This is a genomic window from Cohnella sp. GCM10020058 (assembly GCF_042683485.1).
GTDB lineage: Bacteria > Bacillota > Bacilli > Paenibacillales > Paenibacillaceae > Cohnella.
On the sequence record NZ_JBHUJV010000013.1, the window covers coordinates 467424 to 486696 of the forward strand.

Genomic DNA, 19273 nt, shown 5'->3' on the forward strand with positions numbered 1-19273 from the left:
TGCTAATCTTCTATGCGCCTCATTCGTGGATCACCCGTACATTCGCGGCTCCGTCCTTTTACGCGGCTTGTCGTGCCGGCGCGGACTAATCGCCATACTCCGACCGATCCGCGAGAATACTTCGTCCATTTCCGGTCCCTTAAGGCCGTCCCATACGTAATTATGCTGCTTCACTTTCTAACTCCTCCACTTCCTCTATAAATCGATCGTCGACGCCCGCGCCTTTCGAATGGACAAAAATCCAATCAACATCGCATTCGGCACTAACAGCTTCGTTGACGCCATTAGTAGAGGAATTGTACGCAATAGGAACATTCGGAAGCATACCGTCTTTCACTAAATCCTCCGCCTCATAGATTCCTCGCCACATCGCCCCTGTTCCCGACTTTACTGCGTCTTTACCTAACATATTTGCAATCGCATATGCCTCTAAGACTCCATCGTAATGAATGGTGACAATGTCTTTGCCTTTACTTTGTCTATGGCCGACGGCAATACAGTTCACTTAATCCCTCTCCCCTTCGCTACAAATGGAGCGCGCCAGTAAATCGACGCCTCACTAATCGAATCTCCGAAGTAAACTTCGTGCCGTTCGCCCGTCTTCACGTTGACCATCCGCACGCGCTTCCGGTGATACGGCGCAGGCTCAATCGCGATGACCATTACTTCGGGTTCATACGCTTTCCTCTGCTTGGTTCGCGCCACGTTATGCGCCTCCTCGGAGTTATCGTTTTGGACGCGGCCAGGTATCGCAATTAACCCGCCGGCACGCGGTATTCCCTAATCTTTGCACAGCAAAAAAGCCGGACGGTACGCGGCCGACTTCGCTCAATTAAATAAAACGGACATTGCTCGGACCTGTGTGAGGCCGCTATGATTGCCTGCGAAAATCACGCGAGGATTAACAACGATTCGACGCTTACGTTTATCGTGAACATCTTCAACGAAGACGAACACGGGAGCGCCTCCGAGTTTCACGCCGTTCATTGCACGCTTCATCTTTCCGGTATCGGAGTAGTGAAGCAGCGCGGCCAACTTATCGACGGTCATCGGCTGTATTTTGTCCACGTAGTATTCCTGCGGATTGTAGCAGACGACGTTTGTATTGTAGTGCAGAAACGGAATTACGCTGAAAACTATCGCGAGCTGCTTTACGTCGCGTCCCTGACCATACCGTTCGTAAAGTTCCCGGATAGTTTTCCTGTAGACCCGTATCCGCTGAATATCGGCCGACTCACCATCGATCTCCCCACGCTGAAATAATTCGGGGTTCATTAGTAGTACGTCGTCAGCCTCGCGGATAACTTCGGCTGACACAAGCCGTCCGTAGAACTCGGAGAACCGTGCGCGGCTTAACCCAGTAAGTTTCGCTAGCGATGCTCGGGTTATTGACGTACCATTATCGTGGCGGAGCCGGCCGTCATCGTAACCCGTATATGTTCCGATAAACATCAACCTCGCGAGATCGGACTGCGATAACGACGGGAACCGGTCGGCCATCGTCACGCACGATTCATAGAACGCAGTAACATATCCGCCATTCTCCTCCGCGAACATCCCCATTATCGAGCGGTTGCGAACGAATGCCTGCTGCGCGTATGTTTTCCTAACTACGAGTTGAAGTCGGTGAGAGACGTTCACTCCGTCAGGCGCGATTACTGACCCATTTACTATCGATGCGTTTTGCATCGTTTCAAGTAATCGGGCTTTCTGTCGATGCGGCATTTGCTTCCATTCCAGCATACTTTCTACGCTCAACCGAACACCTCCTAAAAATACATGGCCTTTCGGGAACAAACCAGGGCAAATACCATGCCTTTCGGGAACACTTAAAAATCCCCGACTTACCTACTGCCACAAGGGATTTCAAGTATTTCGAAAGGCTGTGTCCCTCTTCTCTTATAATTTTCCGTTTTCAAAATCCGCGATCCATATACTATGTGAATCTAACTTCGAGCATGATAATCAAATTGCTCGCGTTGAGTGTTGCCACTCTTCGGGAGCGTAGATGGCTCCGGATAAAGCGTCCCGGACCCCCGTATTCGAGTAAGACCGTCTCGAATCCGGAACAATTGATATACAGGGTTCAATCTCATTTGTTTAAGAATCCGCGAGAAAGTCTTGTTGTCCTAGACGCGGAAGGTTTGGCCGCGGCTAGTATCAATTGACCTTAAGCTCCCGAAGAATGTCCACATTCAACGCGAGCACTACGTTATTATCCTGTAGCGTACACTTCCGCGAACCTCGCAAACTTACCGGACTTCTGAATCGCTAGTATTCTCGTCAGCTTCTCCGGAGTCAAACCGAGTTCATCTTCCAGTCTCATCGCGCGATATTCGGGGAGGATTCGTTCACCGCGCTCTACGTACGAGACGAATCGACCGGAGACGTCCATTAATGCGCCGATCTCATCGCATGACAGCCGGTAGAACATGCGTATCTTTCCGAGGTTGTCTCCGTTAACGATCGACATTGGCGTCACCTCCTCCCGTTCTAATTTTCGGAACTATATGCGCAATTAAAAAGACGCCATCACCCGGCCAAGCATCCCGGACGATCGCGAAACTTTACCCCTCATATACATAGCCATTAAATCGAGAAAAAAGGAACTCCTACTTACGTAGCCGTGAGATTGCGGAAAATATACGGTCCCCTCATATACATAGCCGTTAAAACGTGTAAAATACAGGGTCATTACGAAAATGTTCATAAATTGTTCACATATTACAAGCGGTCCGCTCGCTCTCCGACTCGTCCGCTACCATTTTGCATCGCGCATACCCTCATGTACCACTTATCTCCGAGATGTTGCTCCGGCGCACACGTATCCTATTTCGTGGTAAGTACCACGGTTTGAATCGCCAAGTTACTTCGTGGCAAGCGCGCCATCCGAAAAGCACCCCACATAGTCGCTTTCGTCTACTAGGTGTTTGCACGCTCGAACATCCACGATCGGACTCGATTATATATATACTCAAATGGGACACCGCGCCTGAATCGTTACCTTCCGATATACACGTCTTGACAGCGGAAATCAACGCCTACAAGCGGATAGCGGGCGAGGCTATCTTTGAAATCGGACGGAGGCTAAAGGAGGTACGCGACGCTAAGCGCGATAGTCCAGACGCGCGTATTCAGATGCGGAATCACTTGCCGAACTGGTCGCGGCGTTCCGTGTTGAATATCAACGTGTGACCGACGTTGTAACGCGGCAATTAATCCACCGGAAGACGAGCGGAGTGTAATCGTAGCGGCCAGCGCTTGACGGCGTGTTTTCACAAAGGGACTGGAATGAGCACAATACAGGAAGCAAAATATTCCATAGTTCTACAATATCAATTATAATTAATTTCGTACTTTATCCGAGAAATGGAAGGTTGTTTATGATGGCTGCATACGTCGACTATAAATTCAAGAGAGGGTTCATCTTAACCGAAGAAAATATTAGAAAAATTCACGACATTCTTAGTAAACGATTCCATGAACAGAATGTACCAATATTATACCGTGTGTACCGTGAGGATTCCTTTAGCTATGTTACAAGTGACGTAGATAGCTTAATAAATGAGGATAATAATAAAGGTTATAGAATTGTTGAACTAGTCATCTCTGTAGTTAAATCAGATGTGGAAAATGAAGACATAAATTTTAAATTAATATTTTCAAAAGAAGGAAGTAGACTGAAGATTGAAGGCTATAATCGTGACTTTGTCTTTTTATTAAGCTCTGACATTAAAGAACACTACTACAATAATATTGCTACCTCTTTAGTTAGTTCGTACAAATTGCTAAATTTCAGTTTATTTAGAATAGTTATCTTAATAACAATGTGCTATTTAATATATTCTTTTATCATTGCACCCAGCACTTTAGTAAGAACGGATAGCAGTGGTGCTGATGCAGCTTTACACTCCAAATCCATCGAGGAAAAATTAAATTTCTTGATTACAAATACGACTTTAGAATACGCTTTAAAAACTTTTAATTTATCTCGCTTATGGCCATTATTACTACTCCCCTTAGTTATAATTTTAGACTTATCCGGAACTCCCAAATATTTAATAAAATCGCTGTTCCCGACTAATATATTTCATATTGGGCGAGAGAAGGACTATCAAGAAAAGTTAGGAAAGTTAAAGGGAAACATTCTATGGGGCGTAATTATTGCATTTGTTATTGGTGCTGCAGCAAGCTTCTTAGTTTGGAAGTTAACTTTACCAGGTTGACAAATAGAATCTTGGAACTTGTGAACATTTAGCACGTATTTACCAACATAGCGACTCACTCCCCAGCTTGTCGAGAACGAGCCGCTCATTAAATGTTAGCCCCCGCCGATCGGTTGCCGCCAACCAACGGGGAGATATCGCGGTAAGGACTGTTAGCGCAGCCCGGCCCCGCATGGTGATAGCGCAGTTGCCGCTACGCCGACGTACATAACCCGCGTGAAACCGTTTCCGAGGCAGATTCACGCTGGGACAACGAGGTTAACCCGCCAGCTTTCTTAACAATTGAAACGAACGCCGTACAATTTCGTGATGTATGCCGTGGTCCTCTCCGATCTCCGAGACAGTAGCGCCGCGATAATATGCGTTTGCCACTACTCGTGCGCGCTCACTCGGACATCGGTCGATCAACTCCGCAATCGTGGCGCGACTAATGACGCTATCCTCTACAGATTCGGCCGCGGGCTCGGTGAGCGTTGACCGTTCGTACGCTTCCATACGCTGGCGCCGGCTACGAAGCTTGCGGTAAAGGTCGATCGCCGCGTAACGGAGCGAGTTAAATACCATCCCTTCGTCCGTATAGCCGCCATCGTACAAAATCCATAACCTTTCCGTCATTACGCTTACGTAGTCGTCGTGCGTGGTCTCAGATGGCCGAGTGAAGTGGCGGGCGATCCGCGTTATCTTTTCGCGGTGAATAGCGTAATAAGTATCAAATGGCACGTTGACCCTCCGCTTCAATATACATTTCTTAAAATTTTCCGCGACAAATAAGCCGGCCCTAGGCGCTGACCGGATTCTCTTTGATTTATGACGCGGATGCACTACGTAGATGACTTGCGGTTTACGTGAGATCTCTATGTGAAGGGGAGATTGCGCGTCTCCCTCTTGGCGGAATCCCGCGACCGTTGCGCAGCGTGAGCGCTCCGGTTTCGTCCTGCTCCGCGGCAGGACTCATCAGGCGGGTTTATTCTGAAATAGTTCAAAGTCGATGTACTGAGGTAACAGAACGCGCGTAACCAGCTCAAACGCGGTCATTTCGGTGAGGACCGCATATATCTGCATTAACTTTCGTTCCCCGCCGGCCGTGTTATTTGAAATAATGATTCCCTGGCCGTTTTGGTGATCGTTGGTGTAAACGTCAGTTAAGCCCTCGACCGGTACAACGCGATCAAGACGTATTTCGTGGAATTTACGATCAATGTGCATCGCGTAAGCTTCACCGAACAACAAACCGCGGTGTATAGCGTAGCCTTCCGTAAGTGGCCCCCATTGGATAGTAACGCGGCGAGGACTTGGAACATCCTCTACCATAGCGGCCGCCTCCTCTCCGCTTCAAGACGCGGTCGTAGCGCATCACCATACGCCTTGAGACGCGCGTAACGGTTAGCCGGCGGCGGTGTCTTTCCGGATGGATTGCGTAAGTTAGCGAGGCGGGCGGTTTGGAAACGGCTAATCTTACGCGTATGCCACGCCATGCGGTCTAATAGCGTCTTTGGCCGTCTCATCGCGCGATTACCTGGCGGAAGACTTCGACGACGAGTGCGGCGGCAACACGGATGAGGATGCGGTGGGCGCGGCGACTGCGGAGGATCGGACGGGATTGCGGCGGCATTGGAACGTACATCATCATTACGCGGATACCTCCTCTCGATTCGCGGAGTCAGTGACGATGAAGCCGAGCGCCGAAGCCTGCGCGTATGTTACGGACGTGGAGCCGAGTACGGCGCGTGGAGTGACGCGGGCATAGCGTTGCATTGCAGTCGGCTGGACTACGATCGATTGCGTTGGAGCGAAGGAGTTGACGAGGCTGACTACGTAGAGACCGGTCATGTAATCGAGGACGTAGCGGATTTGAAGCGGTTGATTATGCGACATAATGGCGGAACCTCCTTGTTATTGTCGAAACGCTCTGATAAAATTTTCGTATAACTTTAAAAGTCAAAATTTCACCATGTCAACATGTTGTGCATATGTATATATTAGCGCTCGTATTTCGACATGTCAACATGTTGTGCAAAATAAAATTGGGGGAAGTATATGCCCGTTCGATGCAGGCTAGGCGAGATTATGAAGGAACGCGGATTATCCAATAAAGATGTCGTGGATTTAACGGGGATTAGCCGCAATACTATAACCTCTCTTGCAGCTAACGCAACAAAGAGGATTGACTACGACACTTTAGAGGGCTTATGCAAGGGACTGAAGTTAACACCAGGCGACATCATCGAATACATACCAGACAACGACGAATAGACCGCAGCGGCCCGCGCCGTGTTTGCGGTCTTTATTTTTAGGAGGATAACATCTGTGAACAAGAAGCTTCAGGTTTTCATTTCATCTACGTTTATTGATTTGCAAGAAGAAAGACAAGCAGCCGTCGAAGCTGTTTTAAGAGCTGGCCACATCCCTGCAGGAATGGAACTCTTTACCCCTGCGGATCAATCCCAAAAGGACACTATTGAAAGGTGGATAAGAGAATCAGATGTTTATCTGCTCATTCTTGGCGGAAGATACGGTGCAATTGAGCCCGTATCAAAGAAAAGCTATACCCACTGGGAGTACGACCTTGCCGGAACACTCGGAATTCCTCGGTTTTCTGTCGTAATAAAAGATAGGGCATTGGATGAAAAAATAAAATCCATGGGTGCAGCAGCCCTCGAAAGGGAAAATACTCAAGCATACAACGATTTCAAATCAACAGTATTGAGTAGGATATCTCATTTCTTTGACGATACAAAAGACATTAAATTAACAATTCTGCAAGCCTTGGGTGATTTTAAAAATGACGATAATTTAAGTGGATGGATCTCAGGCAAGGAAATAGAGAACGTTAATCAGCTTACAAAATTGGTCGCAGAATTGATGGATGAAAATAAAAAGCTAAAAAGCAAATTACAGAGTATTACTCAATCGAACAATGCAAAAGAAGCGCAGAAAACCGAAAAATCATATGATGATGGAGACGTCCCATTTGAAGATAGAATTGATAGAATTCTAGACACCTTAGAAGCATCAAGAGTAAACACTAAAGGCTATATTTCCTGGGGAGTCAATGAAGAGGATAACGAAGAGGGGGTTAAAGAGGAATCCGAAGAAATAAGACCGAAATCTATACGAATTCCCCCACCACCAAGAGAATTTAATCCTTACTTTATCTTCGAGGAAGATGGAGAAACATATAAGGAACTCATCATTCTTAGTATTTTAGAAGATATTGAGGAGGTAAAACCGAGATTAGCAGACATTCGAGTGTTATTAAGTGATTATAAAATTATAGAAGCTGTCCCGATAAAGTTTGTAATTTGCTTGGAAGGCGAACACACGGAACTAAAAGAAAGGGCTAACTTATTTTTGCAAAAAGGTCTATCTATTGTTTCGGCCATAGATCCAGAGTTGTTTAGTATTGAAATATGGGATACCAATGCAGTTGAGAATTTTGAGGATGACCTTGGGTTGAAATTTTAAAAAAATCCCGTCTAGTTTTTCCTGTCAGTTGATCGGAAGTTATAAATTATACGAAGAAGAACGGTCCATAGCGAGGGCAGCTTTGTTAACGCGTTACGCATTATCGGTTACATGCAATTCCTTATCGGAATCATTGTCGCGATTCAAGAGACTACGTGGACACTGCTGTTAACATGGGTCGGCGTATACCTTTTCTTCGGAGCCCTCCTCGTTGGCCTCGCGGAAGTCCTCTACTTTATTCGCAAGAAAGCGTTAAACATTCGCTAAACGCAAAAAAAGCCCCGTACGATCCGCGTAGTAATAACACGGGTCATACGGGGCTTTTATTTATACGCTATTATGCTAGCTTGTGTTCGGTCAACTATTCTGCTGATCCGTCATGCAATCCCTCCTGAAGCTGCAACCGTAAAGACAAAAAAAGTTCTTTAAATATAGTCAACGAAAGCGCAAAGTCATAATAATGGTAATGTCCTGGTGACAAACTTGGAAAGTCCTTTAGATACCTTACCGTCCTCCCTTCATCGCTCAAATCAAAACCTATTGATAATCCAATGAAATTAGGGTGGCAAATTTCAGATAGTTTATCGTAGCACTCTCGAAAAATAGGCGACGGTAGTGCTTGTTTTTTTGTAAAGTCATCAACAGCGTCGATTAAAGTCATTACGTTTACAGAATCATGAATACGATTTTCCGCAATCGGAGAAAATGCTTGTTTCGTCCGAGTCCCCCTCAAGAGCTTAGACACGGATATCCTTAAAGCATCTTCATCAATTCCTCCAAAGTGATAACTATTAATACGCTTCTTTAGGAAAGCTAACCCTCCGGTAGTTTCATAATGTGTTCTGACCAATAAGGCCGTAGTTAGAGGATTTCTCAATTCACATGATTGCAAAAATGAGCTTAGAATCAGCTTTGAACGAAATAACGAAAGCTGTAAAAATAATTGCATTTCTGTGTAATCTGTACTTTCCTCTATGTACATCGACTCGTGCCATTGGATAATATGCTCTAAAAATTCAACTTCTTTTGCTTCACCTTCGAAAAGTAATCCCTCTGTTAGTTCGGTAGGTATATTCACAAAGTCCCTCCCTATCATACAGCTTCAAGGCCCAATGCAAAAAAGTGATGTATGACTCTTTAACAATTAGTTACTTAATCGCGGGATCCAAACGTTGGGGCAATCCGAAATCCGGAAGAGCATCGTATAATTCTTTGTCGATCGAATAAGCCCGCGCGAGTTGATAGGCTATGGTATAATCCCCCATTAAGTCGTCTAAGGCTTTGTCCGGGTCTACTCCCTCTATGTTCTCACGTCTCCAAGAGATATCGACAGCCCTGTTTTCCCCGCCACCTACATTATCTATTCGAGTTTGTACCGAGACTTCAGCAACGTTTGGATTCTCAAACAGTATTTTTGAATAAGCAATCAACGATCCACCTGACCGTTTAACGAAGTCTTTTTCGTCTAGAAAAAATCCGGGGTTAACTACGACGTAAATTAACGAATCCTTGCCCCAATCATTCGCGACTATCTTTCGAACCGTATCGTCGTTGACCGGAAATGCCGATCCGATGCTAATTCCGTCCGCTAGCGCCTTCCTGACGTTCTCTTCCGTTAATTCGGCCGTCACCCAGTCGAAAGGTGCTTCGGTCGGTTTCGCGGCTTCTGACGGGCTTGGAGAAGGTGATGGCGGTGTTGACGACGCTAACGACGCTGCAGCCGACGTTTGGCTCGCGGAACTACTGGACACTGCGGAAGTTTCTGCGCTACAACCTGCTAGAATGATCGCAAATAAGGCGCTGGCATAAACGACTTGTTTCATATGTATCCCCCGTATTTACCGTTTATTTACATACGTATATTGTGACAGAACGTCGCGTAATTCTCAACGAAAAAAAGACGCCCGAAGGCGTCCTTTCCGTATCCAGCCGTTGCTATTCGCATCCCATTACGATAAAATATCCGCAGTTAGACGACCGATAAATATGCGCAAGAATCGAGGTGTACTTCGTTAGTTTAACCGGAATCGCGACGATTTATTTATCGGAACCCTGACGCTAATCAGCCGATAAACTTCAACGTAAAACCCTTACGTTAAAACCCTCCGTCCTTACTCCCACGCGGGATTACGATACCTTGTGCTCGATCCGAAGTTTGTCGGCCACCATCGCGATGAACTCGGAGTTCGTCGGCTTGGACTTGGCGATATTGATCGTATAGCCGAAAAGGTGGCTGATGCTGTCGATGTTGCCGCGCGTCCAGGCGACTTCTATCGCATGGCGGATGGCGCGTTCGACGCGGCTCGGCGTCGTCTTGAACTTTTCGGCGATGGCCGGATACAGCGTTTTGGTGATTGCGCCCAGTATCTCAATGTTATTGTAAACCATCGTGATCGCTTCGCGCAGGTACTGGTAACCTTTGATATGCGCCGGTACGCCGATCTCGTGGATGATGCTCGTGATGTTTGCGTCCAGATTCTTCGGTTTGCCGATCGGCACGATATTAGAGCGCGAACCGCCGCTGAAGGAAGAGGATGCGGACGAATTGACGGATACCGGAATCTGCGACGGCGTGCCTGCAAGTTGGCGAATCCGGTTCGCGAGCACGTCCATGTCGAACGGTTTCAGAATATAATAGGAGGCGCCCAGCTGTACCGCGCGTTGTGTGATGTTCTCTTGGCCGAATGCGGTGAGCATGATGATCTTGGGCATGGGGGACAAGTTCAAGTCCCGCAGCTTTTCCAATACGCCGAGGCCGTCCAGGTGAGGCATAATAATATCCAGAATCATCACATCCGGAATATTCCGGGTTTCTTCCAGCTGACGAATGACCTCTTCTCCGTTGTACGCCACGCCGATGACGGTCATGTCCTCCTGCTCTTCGATGTACTCGGACAGCAGGTTGGTGAATTCACGGTTATCATCTGCAAGAAATACTTCGATCCGCGGCAATGTTGTATCCTCCCTCACAAGCTTAAGATAATGTTAGAAACGCTCACCGTTCCCTGCTTATCCGAATTCGACAAAGCGTTTGCAATTCCTTCTTATCGGAATTTTTTTCTTTATTTTTTTATGTACATAACATATAATAAAGAATTTACGTCATTTGGCGATCTATTTCGTTTTTTTTCGACAAGACGATGTCGTTTAAAATAACATGAAAATCCAAGGCGTCAAACCGCCTTGGATTTTGCTTGACCCGGCTTCAGCATAATGCCCGCATCTTGAAGCATCCATTCGATGTAGCAGCCGTAACCGGATGCCGGATCGTTGACGAATACGTGGGTAACGGCGCCGACAAGCTTGCCGTTTTGCAAAATCGGACTGCCGCTCATCCCTTGAACGATGCCGCCCGTCCGCTTGATAAGGTCCGGATCCGTAACACGGATGACCATCCCTTTAGTTGCAGGAGACGACTGCCTTGATACGTGCACGATCTCGATCTTGAAGCGCTCGACCTTCTGGCCGCCGACGACCGTCCAGATCTCGGCCGGTCCTTCCTTGACTTCTTCGGCGAAAGCGACCGGTACCGGCTGCGCCTGGTAGGCATGTCCCGGAAGCTCGCCCATTTGACCGAAGATCCCAAAAGGCGTATTTCGTTCCACATTGCCAAGCGTCTTGCTGCCCGGTACGAATTCCGCCCGCTTCTCGCCCGGATCTCCATTTTCGCTTTTGGCGATGGACGTGACATTCGACTGCAGGATCTGCCCGCTGCCCACCGTAATCGGCGTCTGCGTGTCCATGTCGGTGATCACATGACCGAGCGCGCCATATACGCCTTGATCTGGCGCATAGAAGGTCAAGGTACCGACCCCGGCCGCTGAATCCCGAATATAAAGACCAATGCGCCATGCCTTGTCTTCCTGATCGTAAACCGGCGTGAGCGTCGTTCGAAATTGGGACTTGCCCCGCTGCACGACAAGCTTGAGCGGATGCCCCGTCGTACCGGCTTGCTTCGCGAACGGCGCAACGCGCTTCACGTCGTTGACCGGTTCCCCGTTGATGGAAACGATCAGATCCCCCATCCGTAGCTTGGCATCCTCGCCAGGCGATACACGAGACTGGCTCCCCGTCTGAACGAGGTGATGCCCGACAACCATAATGCCAGCCGACTTCACTTTAACGCCGATCGTTTGGCCGCCGGGAATGACTTTGAGATCCGGTACGACCTGCAGTCTGACGGTTTTGAACGGTATTCGGCCGAATAGCTTAAGCTTGAGTTCGGTTTGACCGCTGCGTTTGGAATGAATGGACACCGGATGATTAAGATCGATCCGCACGTTCGCACTTGCCGAGCCATTGACTTCAGCGACCGTCGAATCCAGCGAGCCCTGCGCGTGTACGGGCATCGCATAATGAAGGTGCTTGTCTTGTCCCTCGAACAACCGAAGCTCGTTCGGGAATGCGGCATAATGACGCATCGGTGCGGAACAGACGGCAAATCCTAGAATAAGCGCTAGGAATAGACCAAAAACGCGACGCCAAGAGGTCTTCCCGTTCAAGTTCTCACCACTTCCCTACAGACTACACCGGCGAACCGTGACACTGCCCGGCGACGTAACTATAAGGTAACCGCGGCCTCCCCCTTTTATGTTGCCGAAAACCTTCCTCGAATCACGAATTTACGCGTCCTGGCGCGATTTTTGAGCTTCAGCCAGCGTTAACATTTCTTGCGCATGATGGCGGGTCCGATCGGTCACTTCCACGCCGCCCAGCATACGGGCGAGCTCCTCCACGCGCTCTTCGGCGCCAAGCATCCGGACGCGGGTCGAGGTACGGCCGTCGTCGGTGACTCGCTTGGCGATCTCGAATTGATCGTCGGCCATGCAGGCGACCTGCGGCAGATGCGTGATGCAAAATACCTGACAATGCGCTGCAAGCCGGGACAGCTTGTCGGCGACCGATTGGGCAGCGCGTCCGCTCACGCCCGTATCGACTTCGTCGAATACGAGCACCGGAATTTGGTCGATTCGGGCAAATATCGCTTTTAGCGCCAGCATGACGCGAGACATCTCGCCGCCTGACGCGATGCGGGCAAGAGGCTTAGGAGGCTCGCCGGGATTCGTGGACAGCAGAAATTCGGCCGCATCGGTTCCCGTCGGACTCAAATGCTCCGTGCTTACCAGCCGTACCTCGAATACTGCCCGCTCCATTTGGAGCCCCTTTAGCTCTTGCTCGATCTCCGCGGCGAGCAATGCGGCGGTCTCCCTGCGGATGGCGCCCAGACGTTCGGCGAGCGAACGGAGCTCCTTCTCCAAACGAACTTCGCGTTCGTTGAGCTCCTTCAGAAGCTCGTCGCGATTTTCGAGGCGCTGCGTATCTTCCTGAATTCGGGCATAATATTGAAGGATGTCCGCCACGCTCTCGCCGTATTTGCGGCGAAGCCCGAACAAAAGGTCCATCCGCATCTCGATCTCGGACAGACGCTCGGGGTTAAATTCGATGCCTTCTTTATAATCGCGAAGCTGGTAAGCGACGTCTTCCGCCGCATAATAAGCGGACTGAAGCTGTTCCACGAGAGGTCCAAGCTTCGCCGGATCTACCTTGACGATGTCCTCCAGCTTGGCGATGGCCTTGGACATGACGCTTAGCCCCTTATTGCCGTAAAGCAAGTCGTAGGCCTCGGTCGCCGACTCAGCCAGCTTCTCGGCATACGAAAGCTTCCGCCGCTCCTCCACCAGCGACTCGTCCTCGCCCGGCTTCAGACGCGCTTCGGCGATCTCTTCAAGCTGATACCGGTAAAGGTCCAGCATCTGCATCTGTTGACGAGTGAGCTCGTCCAGCTCCCGGCGCTCGCGGCTGACCGTAGCATACTCTCTGTACCGGTTCTGATATTCGGACTTAAGCGAGGCGATGGCGTCTCCCGCGAAGGAGTCCAGCCATTCCAAATGGCGGTCGGTGCGCAGCAGGGACTGATGCTCATGCTGCCCGTGGATGTTGACGAGGTTCTCGCCGATCTCGCGCAGCATCGTCAGCGTGACGTGCTGTCCGTTGACGCGCGCTGACGATTTGCCTTGGGCCTGCAGTTCGCGGCGTACCAACAGCGCCTCCTGCGGGTCGGCGTTCACGCCGTGCCGGTCAAGCACGCCCCATACTGGATGGGCAGGATCGAGGTCGAATACCGCCTCGATCTCGGCTTTGTCGCAGCCGTGCCGGATCATCTCGGCGGACCCGCGTCCTCCCGCGATCAGGCCCAGCGCATCGATGATAATCGATTTGCCGGCGCCGGTTTCGCCTGTCAGCACCTCGAAGCCCCGTTTGAACGATACCCGAATATTTTCGATTACCGCCAATTGGCGAATGGACAGCTCTTGCAGCATATGACGCTCATCCTCCCCAGCCGGCACAGGTCGCCTGGCTACTAACGAATAATGTCCAAAATGCGGTTGACGATGACTTCGCCCTGCACCTTTGTGCGGCATATGAGCAATGTCGTATCGTCTCCGCCGATCGTGCCGACGATTTCGGGCCAATCCATACCGTCCAGCAGCGCGGCAATCGTGCCGGCCGTTCCCGGCAGACACTTGACGACGACCAGATTCTCGGCGGCCTCAGCATGGATAAAATGGTCCATCATTGCCCTTTTCAGTTTCATCGTCGGGTTGAATCGCTGATCCTGAGGCATGGCATATTTATACCTGCCATCCCCAAGCGGCACCTTGATGAGCTGCAGCTCCTTAATATCGCGCGAGACGGTAGCTTGCGTCACATTAAAGCTTTGAGCGCGGAGGGCTTCTACCAGGTCTTCCTGCGTTTCGACCTCGCTTAAGCCGATGAGCTCGCGAATTTTCCTTTGCCGCTGACCTTTCATTCTTTGCCCTCCTCTATTTTGAATTTAACCGTTCTAAGCGTCCTGTCGCGCAGATCGGCGACGATGATGCCTTCGCATTCGGGAAACAAAAGCGCGTAAACGAGCAGCCGCTCGCGGATCCCGCTGGCCGTCCAGTCCATCGGTTGTCTCGCCCGTTCGAGCTTTACCAGATAATACCGTTCTTCCTTGGCGGCCACATAATCAAAATATAAGCGTGTCGCTTCGTACGGCCCGTCATCGACCGATACGCCCAGAGGAATCCGGTGCTTGCCCGAGAGCGCTTCGTAGCCGTGCTCGAGCAACAGCGCCGCGCCTTCGTCCTCGGCATCTAACGCGCCGTCTCGTGCAAGCCTGCGCAGCCGAGAGCTCGGCGGCTCGTGCAGCCAATGCCTGAACCTCCGCCAGATCCACCATACTATCGCCGCTACAGCGGCCGCAAATATCAGGCCGTCTCCGAACCGAGCCATCGCCCCGCCTCCTCCGCTTTCTCATTCATTCGCGGCGTCTAGCCGGGTTTCCTCTATCGGAGCAAGCAAAAAAACCGGTGCGGAGGGCGCTAGCGCGCCTACCGGCCGGCCGTGCTTCGGCGGACGCGGAATCGTAAGTACCCTAACGGCCTTGCGTCCGGGAACGATTGCCGATATCGGAGAGTCAATTAATCCTATTGGCTTAACACATTAACAAGGCGGTCACTATGAGCGATGCCTGAATTTGGCTCCCGCTTCTTCGACCACGATTCGCAGCAGACTGTCGCTGCTCGCGTAGTCGATCCGTTCACCCTGTCCTTCGGACATCACCGCCGCAGCGTGTTCATTCGCCGGCCGTTCCCCTTCCGACTGCTCGGAACGTGGTTCCGGAATGCGCCAATAGGCCAGAAATTCGATATTGCCTTCGCCCCCTGTAATCGGGGAATACGTCAGGCCTTGGAGCACAAAGCCGAGCGCATTCGCAACGGACAACACTGCCCGCAGAACGCTCAGATGAACGTCCGGATCGCGTACCACGCCAGACTTGCCTACCTGCTCGCGGCCAGCCTCGAATTGAGGCTTAATGAGCGCGACGGTACCGGCTCCGGGTCCAAGCAGCGGGCGCAGCGCGGGCAGGATAAGCTTCAGGGATATAAAAGATACATCGATCGTCGCAAAAGCCGGCGTCGGGCCCGTCAGTTGATCAGGCGTCATATGCCTAAAATTGCAGCGCTCCATCACGCAGACCCGTGGCTCCTGTCGTAGGCTCCAATCGAGCTGATTGTAGCCGACGTCTATCGCATAGACGAACGAAGCGCCATGCTGAAGGGCGCAATCCGTAAATCCGCCGGTCGACGCGCCGATGTCCATCATAACCGTATCCTTCAAGTCGATGCCGAACGCTCGAATCGCTTTTTCAAGCTTGAGGCCGCCGCGGCTCACATAGGGATGGACGGCGCCTTTGACGGTCAGCGATGCATCGCGCGGAATCTTGGTTCCAGGCTTATCTACTTGCTCGGTGCCGACGAGGACAAGTCCCGCCATGATGGCTGACTGCGCCTTGGCACGGCTTTCGAAAAAGCCTTGTTCGACGAGCAGTGTGTCGATTCGCTCTTTGGCTATCGTCGACATCGCGTCAGTTCGCCGTCTGCCGCTGACGCTTCAGCAGCGCGAACGCCCGAACCTGCTTCGCCGCTTCTTCGGCAGTCAGGCCAACTTCGGCACGCTGCTCCTTGATCGTCGCATGCTCGATGAATCGGTCCGGAATGCCCGCAAGCTGCACGGTCGGCTTCAAACCATGCTCCGCGTAATGCTCGAGAATCGCACTTCCGAGTCCGCCAGCGACCGCCGCCTCTTCTAGCACAAGCATCGGCAGGTGTTCCTTGGCAAGCTGAGCCAGCATTGCCACGTCAAGCGGCTTGACGAAGCGCGCATTGACGACACGCACGCTGAGTCCCTCGCGCTTGAGAAGGTCTGCCGCTTCCTCGGCGACTTGAACCATCGGGCCGATCGCGAGGATCGCGGCATAGTCTCCGTCTCGCACGACTTCCCAGGATCCGATCGGGATCGGGGTCAGTTCATCGTCCATCGCGACGCCTCGACCTTGTTCGCGAGGATAACGGATCGCGATCGGACCGTCGTCATAAGCGACAGCCGTCCCCATCATCCCGCGCAGCTCGTTCTCGTCCTTCGGCATCATCAGCACGAGATTCGGAATGTGACGAAGATACGCGATATCGTAAACCCCTTGGTGTGTCTCGCCGTCGCCGCCGACGAAGCCCGCGCGGTCGATGGCGAAAATCACGTTGGCATTATGGCGGCAAATATCGTGGACCACCTGATCATAGGCACGCTGCAAGAAGGTCGAATAAACCGCATAAACCGGCTTCATGCCCTCCATCGCCAGCGCTGCGGACATCGTGGCTGCATGCTGCTCCGCGATCCCGACATCAATCATCCGTCCTGGGAAGCGCTGCGCAAAGCCAAGCAAGCCGGAGCCGCCTGGCATGGCCGGCGTAATCGCCATGATCCGATCGTCCTTCTCGGCAAGCTCGATCAGCGCATTGCCGAACACTTCGGTGTACATCGGCGGGCCGACCGGCTTGAGCACCTGGCCCGATTCGATTTTGTAGGATCCGGTAATCCCGTGCCACTTGTGAGAATCCGCCTCCGCCGGGGAATAGCCCTTCCCCTTGACCGTGAGGATGTGAACGAGCACAGGACCTTCGCAATTGTCCGCTTGACGGAACGCTTCGATCAGCTTCTCCGTATCGTGACCGTCAACCGGTCCCAAATACTTGAGGCCGAACTCTTCGAACAGCATGCCCGGTACGACGAGGTACTTCAGGCTGTCCTTGAGACGCTCAGCGGTCCGGGCAAGCTTACCGCCGATCGCCGGAACCTTGCGGAGCAGCCATTCGAATTCGTCCTTGGCTTTGCGGTATGTCTTGTCGCTTCGAACCTTGCCCAAATAATTGTGGAGCGCACCCACATTCGGCGCAATGGACATCTCGTTGTCGTTCAGAACGACGGTGAGCTTGCGCTTTTCGTGGCCGATATGGTTAAGCGCCTCGAGTGCCATTCCCCCGGTGAGCGCGCCGTCGCCGATTACCGCGATCACCTTGTTGGAGCGGCCCTGCATATCGCGAGCGAGCGCCATGCCCATCGCGCCGGACAGAGAGGTGCTGCTGTGACCGGCCTCCCACACGTCATGCTCGCTCTCCGAGCGTTTGACGAAGCCGCACAATCCGTCCTTTTGCCGCAACGTGTCGAACCGGTCCATGCGTCCGGTGAGCATCTTGTGGACGTACGCCTGATGCCCCACGTCGAACAAAAATTTGTCCGTCGGGCTGTCGTACAGATAATGCATTGCGAGCGTCAGCTCGACGACGCCCAGATTAGGCGCCAGATGCCCGCCCGTTGCGGACAGCTTTTCAATTAGGAATTGTCTGATCTCTTGGGCCAACTGAGGAAGCTCTGACATGGACAGCCGCTTCAGGTCGGTTGGACTATGGATGCTGTCGAGCAGCAATAGGAATTCCCCGCTTTCCAAAAACGATTGCTATGTTGAATTTAGTCAACGTATCACGATTCGTCGATTTTAGTCTAAACATATTATAGCATAATGACCGTTTAAAAACTCCTCCGCTCTCCCTAATCCCTCCCATTTGCATACGAATCTGCAATCCGCCGGGTGTCATTAAGATAAATTTAAGCCGATCCCTATGTATGAAAAGACGGCGCGCCGAAAGCGGAACACACCTGTCGACAGTTTTACCCATCGGAACGTCACATTAAACAGCAAAAAAGCATCTCCGTTACGGCCCTGCATGGCTGAGGACCGCTGAGAAAATGCTTGGTTGCGCCGGCGAGTCGTGCCGGCTGGTTCTAATTGTCCCTGGAAATCAGTCGATTGGCGATTTGCTCCAATCGTCCGCAGTGGGCGAGCTCAGCAGATCTGACTGCTTGGATCGCTTGCTCCGTCAGCTCCGCGACGCGCCTGCGACTCTCGTCAAGGCCGATCAAATAAGGATATGTGACTTTGCCCTGTCGCTCGTCGCTGCCCACGGGCTTGCCTAGCTTGTCTTGATCGCCCGTAATATCCAGAATGTCGTCCTGGATCTGGAAGGCCAGGCCCACATTCGTGCCGAAGCGTCCAAGCGCTTCCAGCTGCAAGTCGGTGGCGCCTGCCGCATGCCCGCCCGCCCGCAAGGAGAATGCGATAAGATCGCTTGTCTTGTGCAAGTGAATATGCTCGAGCTGACCGATGCCAGTGATTCCTTGCTCGCCTTCCATATCGTCGGCTTGTCCGCCGACCATACCCGGAAAGCCTGCCATCCGGGACAAGTCTCGGACAACGGCGAGCGCCCGCTCGGCCGGCACGCCCAGTGCCGCAGCTTCGGAAGCGACATAAAAAGCATGCGTCAGCAATCCGTCGCCGGCCAAAATCGCCGTCGCTTCTCCGAACACTTTGTGATTGGTCGGAATGCCCCGTCTGTAATCGTCATTATCCATCGCGGGAAGATCGTCGTGGATCAACGAGTACGTATGCACCATTTCCACGGCGACGGCGAACGGCATCGCCAGTCTTACTGCCTCTTCGTCGCCGCGAACGGCCTCTGCCGCAGCCAGCACAAAAATCGGGCGAAGACGCTTGCCGCCTGCGGCAAGCGAATACATGGCCGCTTCCCTTAGCCGTCCGTTTACGCGCCAATCCCCGGGTATCGCATTTTCCAGCGCTTGCTCGACCATCGTCTTTCGGGACGCCAGATAGACCGATAGTTCTTCCGTCTGCACCTGTTCGA

The 19273-nt window shown here is 51.7% G+C and carries 21 protein-coding genes; 3 read left to right on the top strand and 18 right to left on the bottom strand.

The genetic code is table 11. The annotated features are described in order from the left end of the window. Positions 1-160: 160 nt before the first annotated feature. The 4 genes from ACFSR7_RS23635 to ACFSR7_RS23650 form a co-directional block, all read right to left on the bottom strand. On the bottom strand, positions 161-505 hold the full coding sequence (locus ACFSR7_RS23635) for a hypothetical protein (RefSeq protein ID WP_378165815.1): 345 nt from the start codon (positions 503-505) through the stop codon (positions 161-163). Further along, positions 502-705: a hypothetical protein gene (locus ACFSR7_RS23640; RefSeq protein WP_378165817.1), complete on the bottom strand. Its 204-nt coding sequence runs from the start codon at positions 703-705 to the stop codon at positions 502-504. Before ACFSR7_RS23640 ends, ACFSR7_RS23635 begins: the two co-directional genes overlap by 4 nt. Positions 706-828: 123 nt before the next feature. Further along, entirely contained in the window at positions 829-1758 is a 930-nt protein-coding gene (locus tag ACFSR7_RS23645; RefSeq protein WP_378165818.1) for a hypothetical protein, read from the bottom strand. A 457-nt stretch (positions 1759-2215) separates the two neighbouring features. Next, positions 2216-2473: an XRE family transcriptional regulator gene (locus ACFSR7_RS23650; protein WP_378165820.1), complete on the bottom strand. Its 258-nt coding sequence runs from the start codon at positions 2471-2473 to the stop codon at positions 2216-2218. Between the two features lie 913 nt (positions 2474-3386). Here ACFSR7_RS23650 and ACFSR7_RS23655 point away from each other — a divergent pair. After that, the gene (locus tag ACFSR7_RS23655) at positions 3387-4226 is read left to right on the top strand and encodes a hypothetical protein (protein WP_378165822.1); all 840 of its coding nucleotides are present in this window, start codon (positions 3387-3389) and stop codon (positions 4224-4226) included. A gap of 258 nt (positions 4227-4484) precedes the next feature. Here the strand turns inward: ACFSR7_RS23655 and ACFSR7_RS23660 are convergent, their stop codons facing one another. From ACFSR7_RS23660 to ACFSR7_RS23675, 4 genes are all read right to left on the bottom strand, one after another. Further along, positions 4485-4946 carry a sigma-70 family RNA polymerase sigma factor gene (locus ACFSR7_RS23660; protein ID WP_378165824.1) on the bottom strand — a complete coding sequence of 154 codons (462 nt, stop codon included), beginning with the start codon at positions 4944-4946 and terminating at the stop codon, positions 4485-4487. Between the two features lie 234 nt (positions 4947-5180). Beyond that, the gene (locus ACFSR7_RS23665) at positions 5181-5537 is read right to left on the bottom strand and encodes a hypothetical protein (RefSeq protein ID WP_378165826.1); all 357 of its coding nucleotides are present in this window, start codon (positions 5535-5537) and stop codon (positions 5181-5183) included. A 190-nt stretch (positions 5538-5727) separates the two neighbouring features. Continuing rightward, positions 5728-5856: a hypothetical protein gene (locus ACFSR7_RS23670; protein ID WP_378165828.1), complete on the bottom strand. Its 129-nt coding sequence runs from the start codon at positions 5854-5856 to the stop codon at positions 5728-5730. Next, positions 5856-6101, bottom strand: a complete 246-nt coding sequence (locus ACFSR7_RS23675) for a hypothetical protein (protein ID WP_378165830.1) — start codon at positions 6099-6101, stop codon at positions 5856-5858. The genes ACFSR7_RS23670 and ACFSR7_RS23675 overlap by 1 nt, the downstream gene beginning before the upstream one ends. A 162-nt stretch (positions 6102-6263) precedes the next feature. On the opposite strand from ACFSR7_RS23675, the gene ACFSR7_RS23680 reads away from it, so the two are divergent. Together ACFSR7_RS23680 and ACFSR7_RS23685 are read left to right on the top strand one after the other, a co-directional pair. Beyond that, on the top strand, positions 6264-6479 hold the full coding sequence (locus tag ACFSR7_RS23680) for a helix-turn-helix domain-containing protein (protein ID WP_378165832.1): 216 nt from the start codon (positions 6264-6266) through the stop codon (positions 6477-6479). A gap of 54 nt (positions 6480-6533) precedes the next feature. Next, a complete protein-coding gene (locus tag ACFSR7_RS23685) occupies positions 6534-7691 on the top strand; it encodes a DUF4062 domain-containing protein (protein WP_378165833.1) in 1158 nt (385 codons plus the stop codon). 361 nt (positions 7692-8052) lie between these two features. Here the strand turns inward: ACFSR7_RS23685 and ACFSR7_RS23690 are convergent, their stop codons facing one another. From ACFSR7_RS23690 to ACFSR7_RS23735, 10 genes are all read right to left on the bottom strand, one after another. After that, on the bottom strand, positions 8053-8769 hold the full coding sequence (locus tag ACFSR7_RS23690) for a hypothetical protein (protein ID WP_378165835.1): 717 nt from the start codon (positions 8767-8769) through the stop codon (positions 8053-8055). Positions 8770-8839: 70 nt separating this feature from the next. Then, positions 8840-9514, bottom strand: coding sequence for a hypothetical protein (locus tag ACFSR7_RS23695; RefSeq protein ID WP_378165837.1), 675 nt, complete (start codon positions 9512-9514; stop codon positions 8840-8842). Positions 9515-9818: 304 nt separating this feature from the next. Next, positions 9819-10643 carry a sporulation transcription factor Spo0A gene (gene spo0A, locus ACFSR7_RS23700; protein WP_378165839.1) on the bottom strand — a complete coding sequence of 275 codons (825 nt, stop codon included), beginning with the start codon at positions 10641-10643 and terminating at the stop codon, positions 9819-9821. 221 nt (positions 10644-10864) lie between these two features. Then, positions 10865-12193, bottom strand: a complete 1329-nt coding sequence (spoIVB, locus tag ACFSR7_RS23705) for a SpoIVB peptidase (protein WP_378165841.1) — start codon at positions 12191-12193, stop codon at positions 10865-10867. Positions 12194-12313: 120 nt separating this feature from the next. After that, positions 12314-14011 (bottom strand): DNA repair protein RecN, encoded by a 1698-nt coding sequence (gene recN / locus ACFSR7_RS23710; RefSeq protein WP_378165843.1) that lies wholly within the window; start codon positions 14009-14011, stop codon positions 12314-12316. 41 nt (positions 14012-14052) lie between these two features. Beyond that, on the bottom strand, positions 14053-14502 hold the full coding sequence (gene ahrC, locus ACFSR7_RS23715; RefSeq protein WP_378165845.1) for a transcriptional regulator AhrC/ArgR: 450 nt from the start codon (positions 14500-14502) through the stop codon (positions 14053-14055). Continuing rightward, positions 14499-14969, bottom strand: a complete 471-nt coding sequence (locus ACFSR7_RS23720; RefSeq protein ID WP_378165847.1) for a hypothetical protein — start codon at positions 14967-14969, stop codon at positions 14499-14501. Before ACFSR7_RS23720 ends, ahrC begins: the two co-directional genes overlap by 4 nt. 225 nt (positions 14970-15194) lie before the next feature. Continuing rightward, complete coding sequence (locus ACFSR7_RS23725; RefSeq protein WP_378165849.1) at positions 15195-16100, bottom strand: TlyA family RNA methyltransferase; 906 nt, start codon at positions 16098-16100, stop codon at positions 15195-15197. Between the two features lie 4 nt (positions 16101-16104). Next, complete coding sequence (gene dxs / locus ACFSR7_RS23730) at positions 16105-18000, bottom strand: 1-deoxy-D-xylulose-5-phosphate synthase (protein WP_378165851.1); 1896 nt, start codon at positions 17998-18000, stop codon at positions 16105-16107. Between the two features lie 356 nt (positions 18001-18356). Next, positions 18357-19220: a polyprenyl synthetase family protein gene (locus tag ACFSR7_RS23735; RefSeq protein ID WP_378166104.1), complete on the bottom strand. Its 864-nt coding sequence runs from the start codon at positions 19218-19220 to the stop codon at positions 18357-18359. Positions 19221-19273: the final 53 nt, after the last annotated feature.

Excerpts from the sequence above, each read along its gene's own strand:
- ACFSR7_RS23650 (WP_378165820.1), bottom strand. The coding sequence starts at position 2,473 with ATGTCGATCGTTAACGGAGACAACCTCGGAAAGATACGCATGTTCTAC.
- ACFSR7_RS23655 (WP_378165822.1), top strand. The coding sequence starts at position 3,387 with ATGGCTGCATACGTCGACTATAAATTCAAGAGAGGGTTCATCTTAACC.
- ACFSR7_RS23665 (WP_378165826.1), bottom strand. The coding sequence starts at position 5,537 with ATGGTAGAGGATGTTCCAAGTCCTCGCCGCGTTACTATCCAATGGGGG.
- ACFSR7_RS23670 (WP_378165828.1), bottom strand. The coding sequence starts at position 5,856 with ATGATGATGTACGTTCCAATGCCGCCGCAATCCCGTCCGATCCTCCGC.
- ACFSR7_RS23675 (WP_378165830.1), bottom strand. The coding sequence starts at position 6,101 with ATGTCGCATAATCAACCGCTTCAAATCCGCTACGTCCTCGATTACATG.
- ACFSR7_RS23680 (WP_378165832.1), top strand. The coding sequence starts at position 6,264 with ATGCCCGTTCGATGCAGGCTAGGCGAGATTATGAAGGAACGCGGATTA.
- ACFSR7_RS23695 (WP_378165837.1), bottom strand. The coding sequence starts at position 9,514 with ATGAAACAAGTCGTTTATGCCAGCGCCTTATTTGCGATCATTCTAGCA.
- recN (WP_378165843.1), bottom strand. The coding sequence starts at position 14,011 with ATGCTGCAAGAGCTGTCCATTCGCCAATTGGCGGTAATCGAAAATATT.
- ahrC (WP_378165845.1), bottom strand. The coding sequence starts at position 14,502 with ATGAAAGGTCAGCGGCAAAGGAAAATTCGCGAGCTCATCGGCTTAAGC.
- ACFSR7_RS23720 (WP_378165847.1), bottom strand. The coding sequence starts at position 14,969 with ATGGCTCGGTTCGGAGACGGCCTGATATTTGCGGCCGCTGTAGCGGCG.
- ACFSR7_RS23725 (WP_378165849.1), bottom strand. The coding sequence starts at position 16,100 with ATGTCGACGATAGCCAAAGAGCGAATCGACACACTGCTCGTCGAACAA.
- ACFSR7_RS23735 (WP_378166104.1), bottom strand. The coding sequence starts at position 19,220 with ATGGTCGAGCAAGCGCTGGAAAATGCGATACCCGGGGATTGGCGCGTA.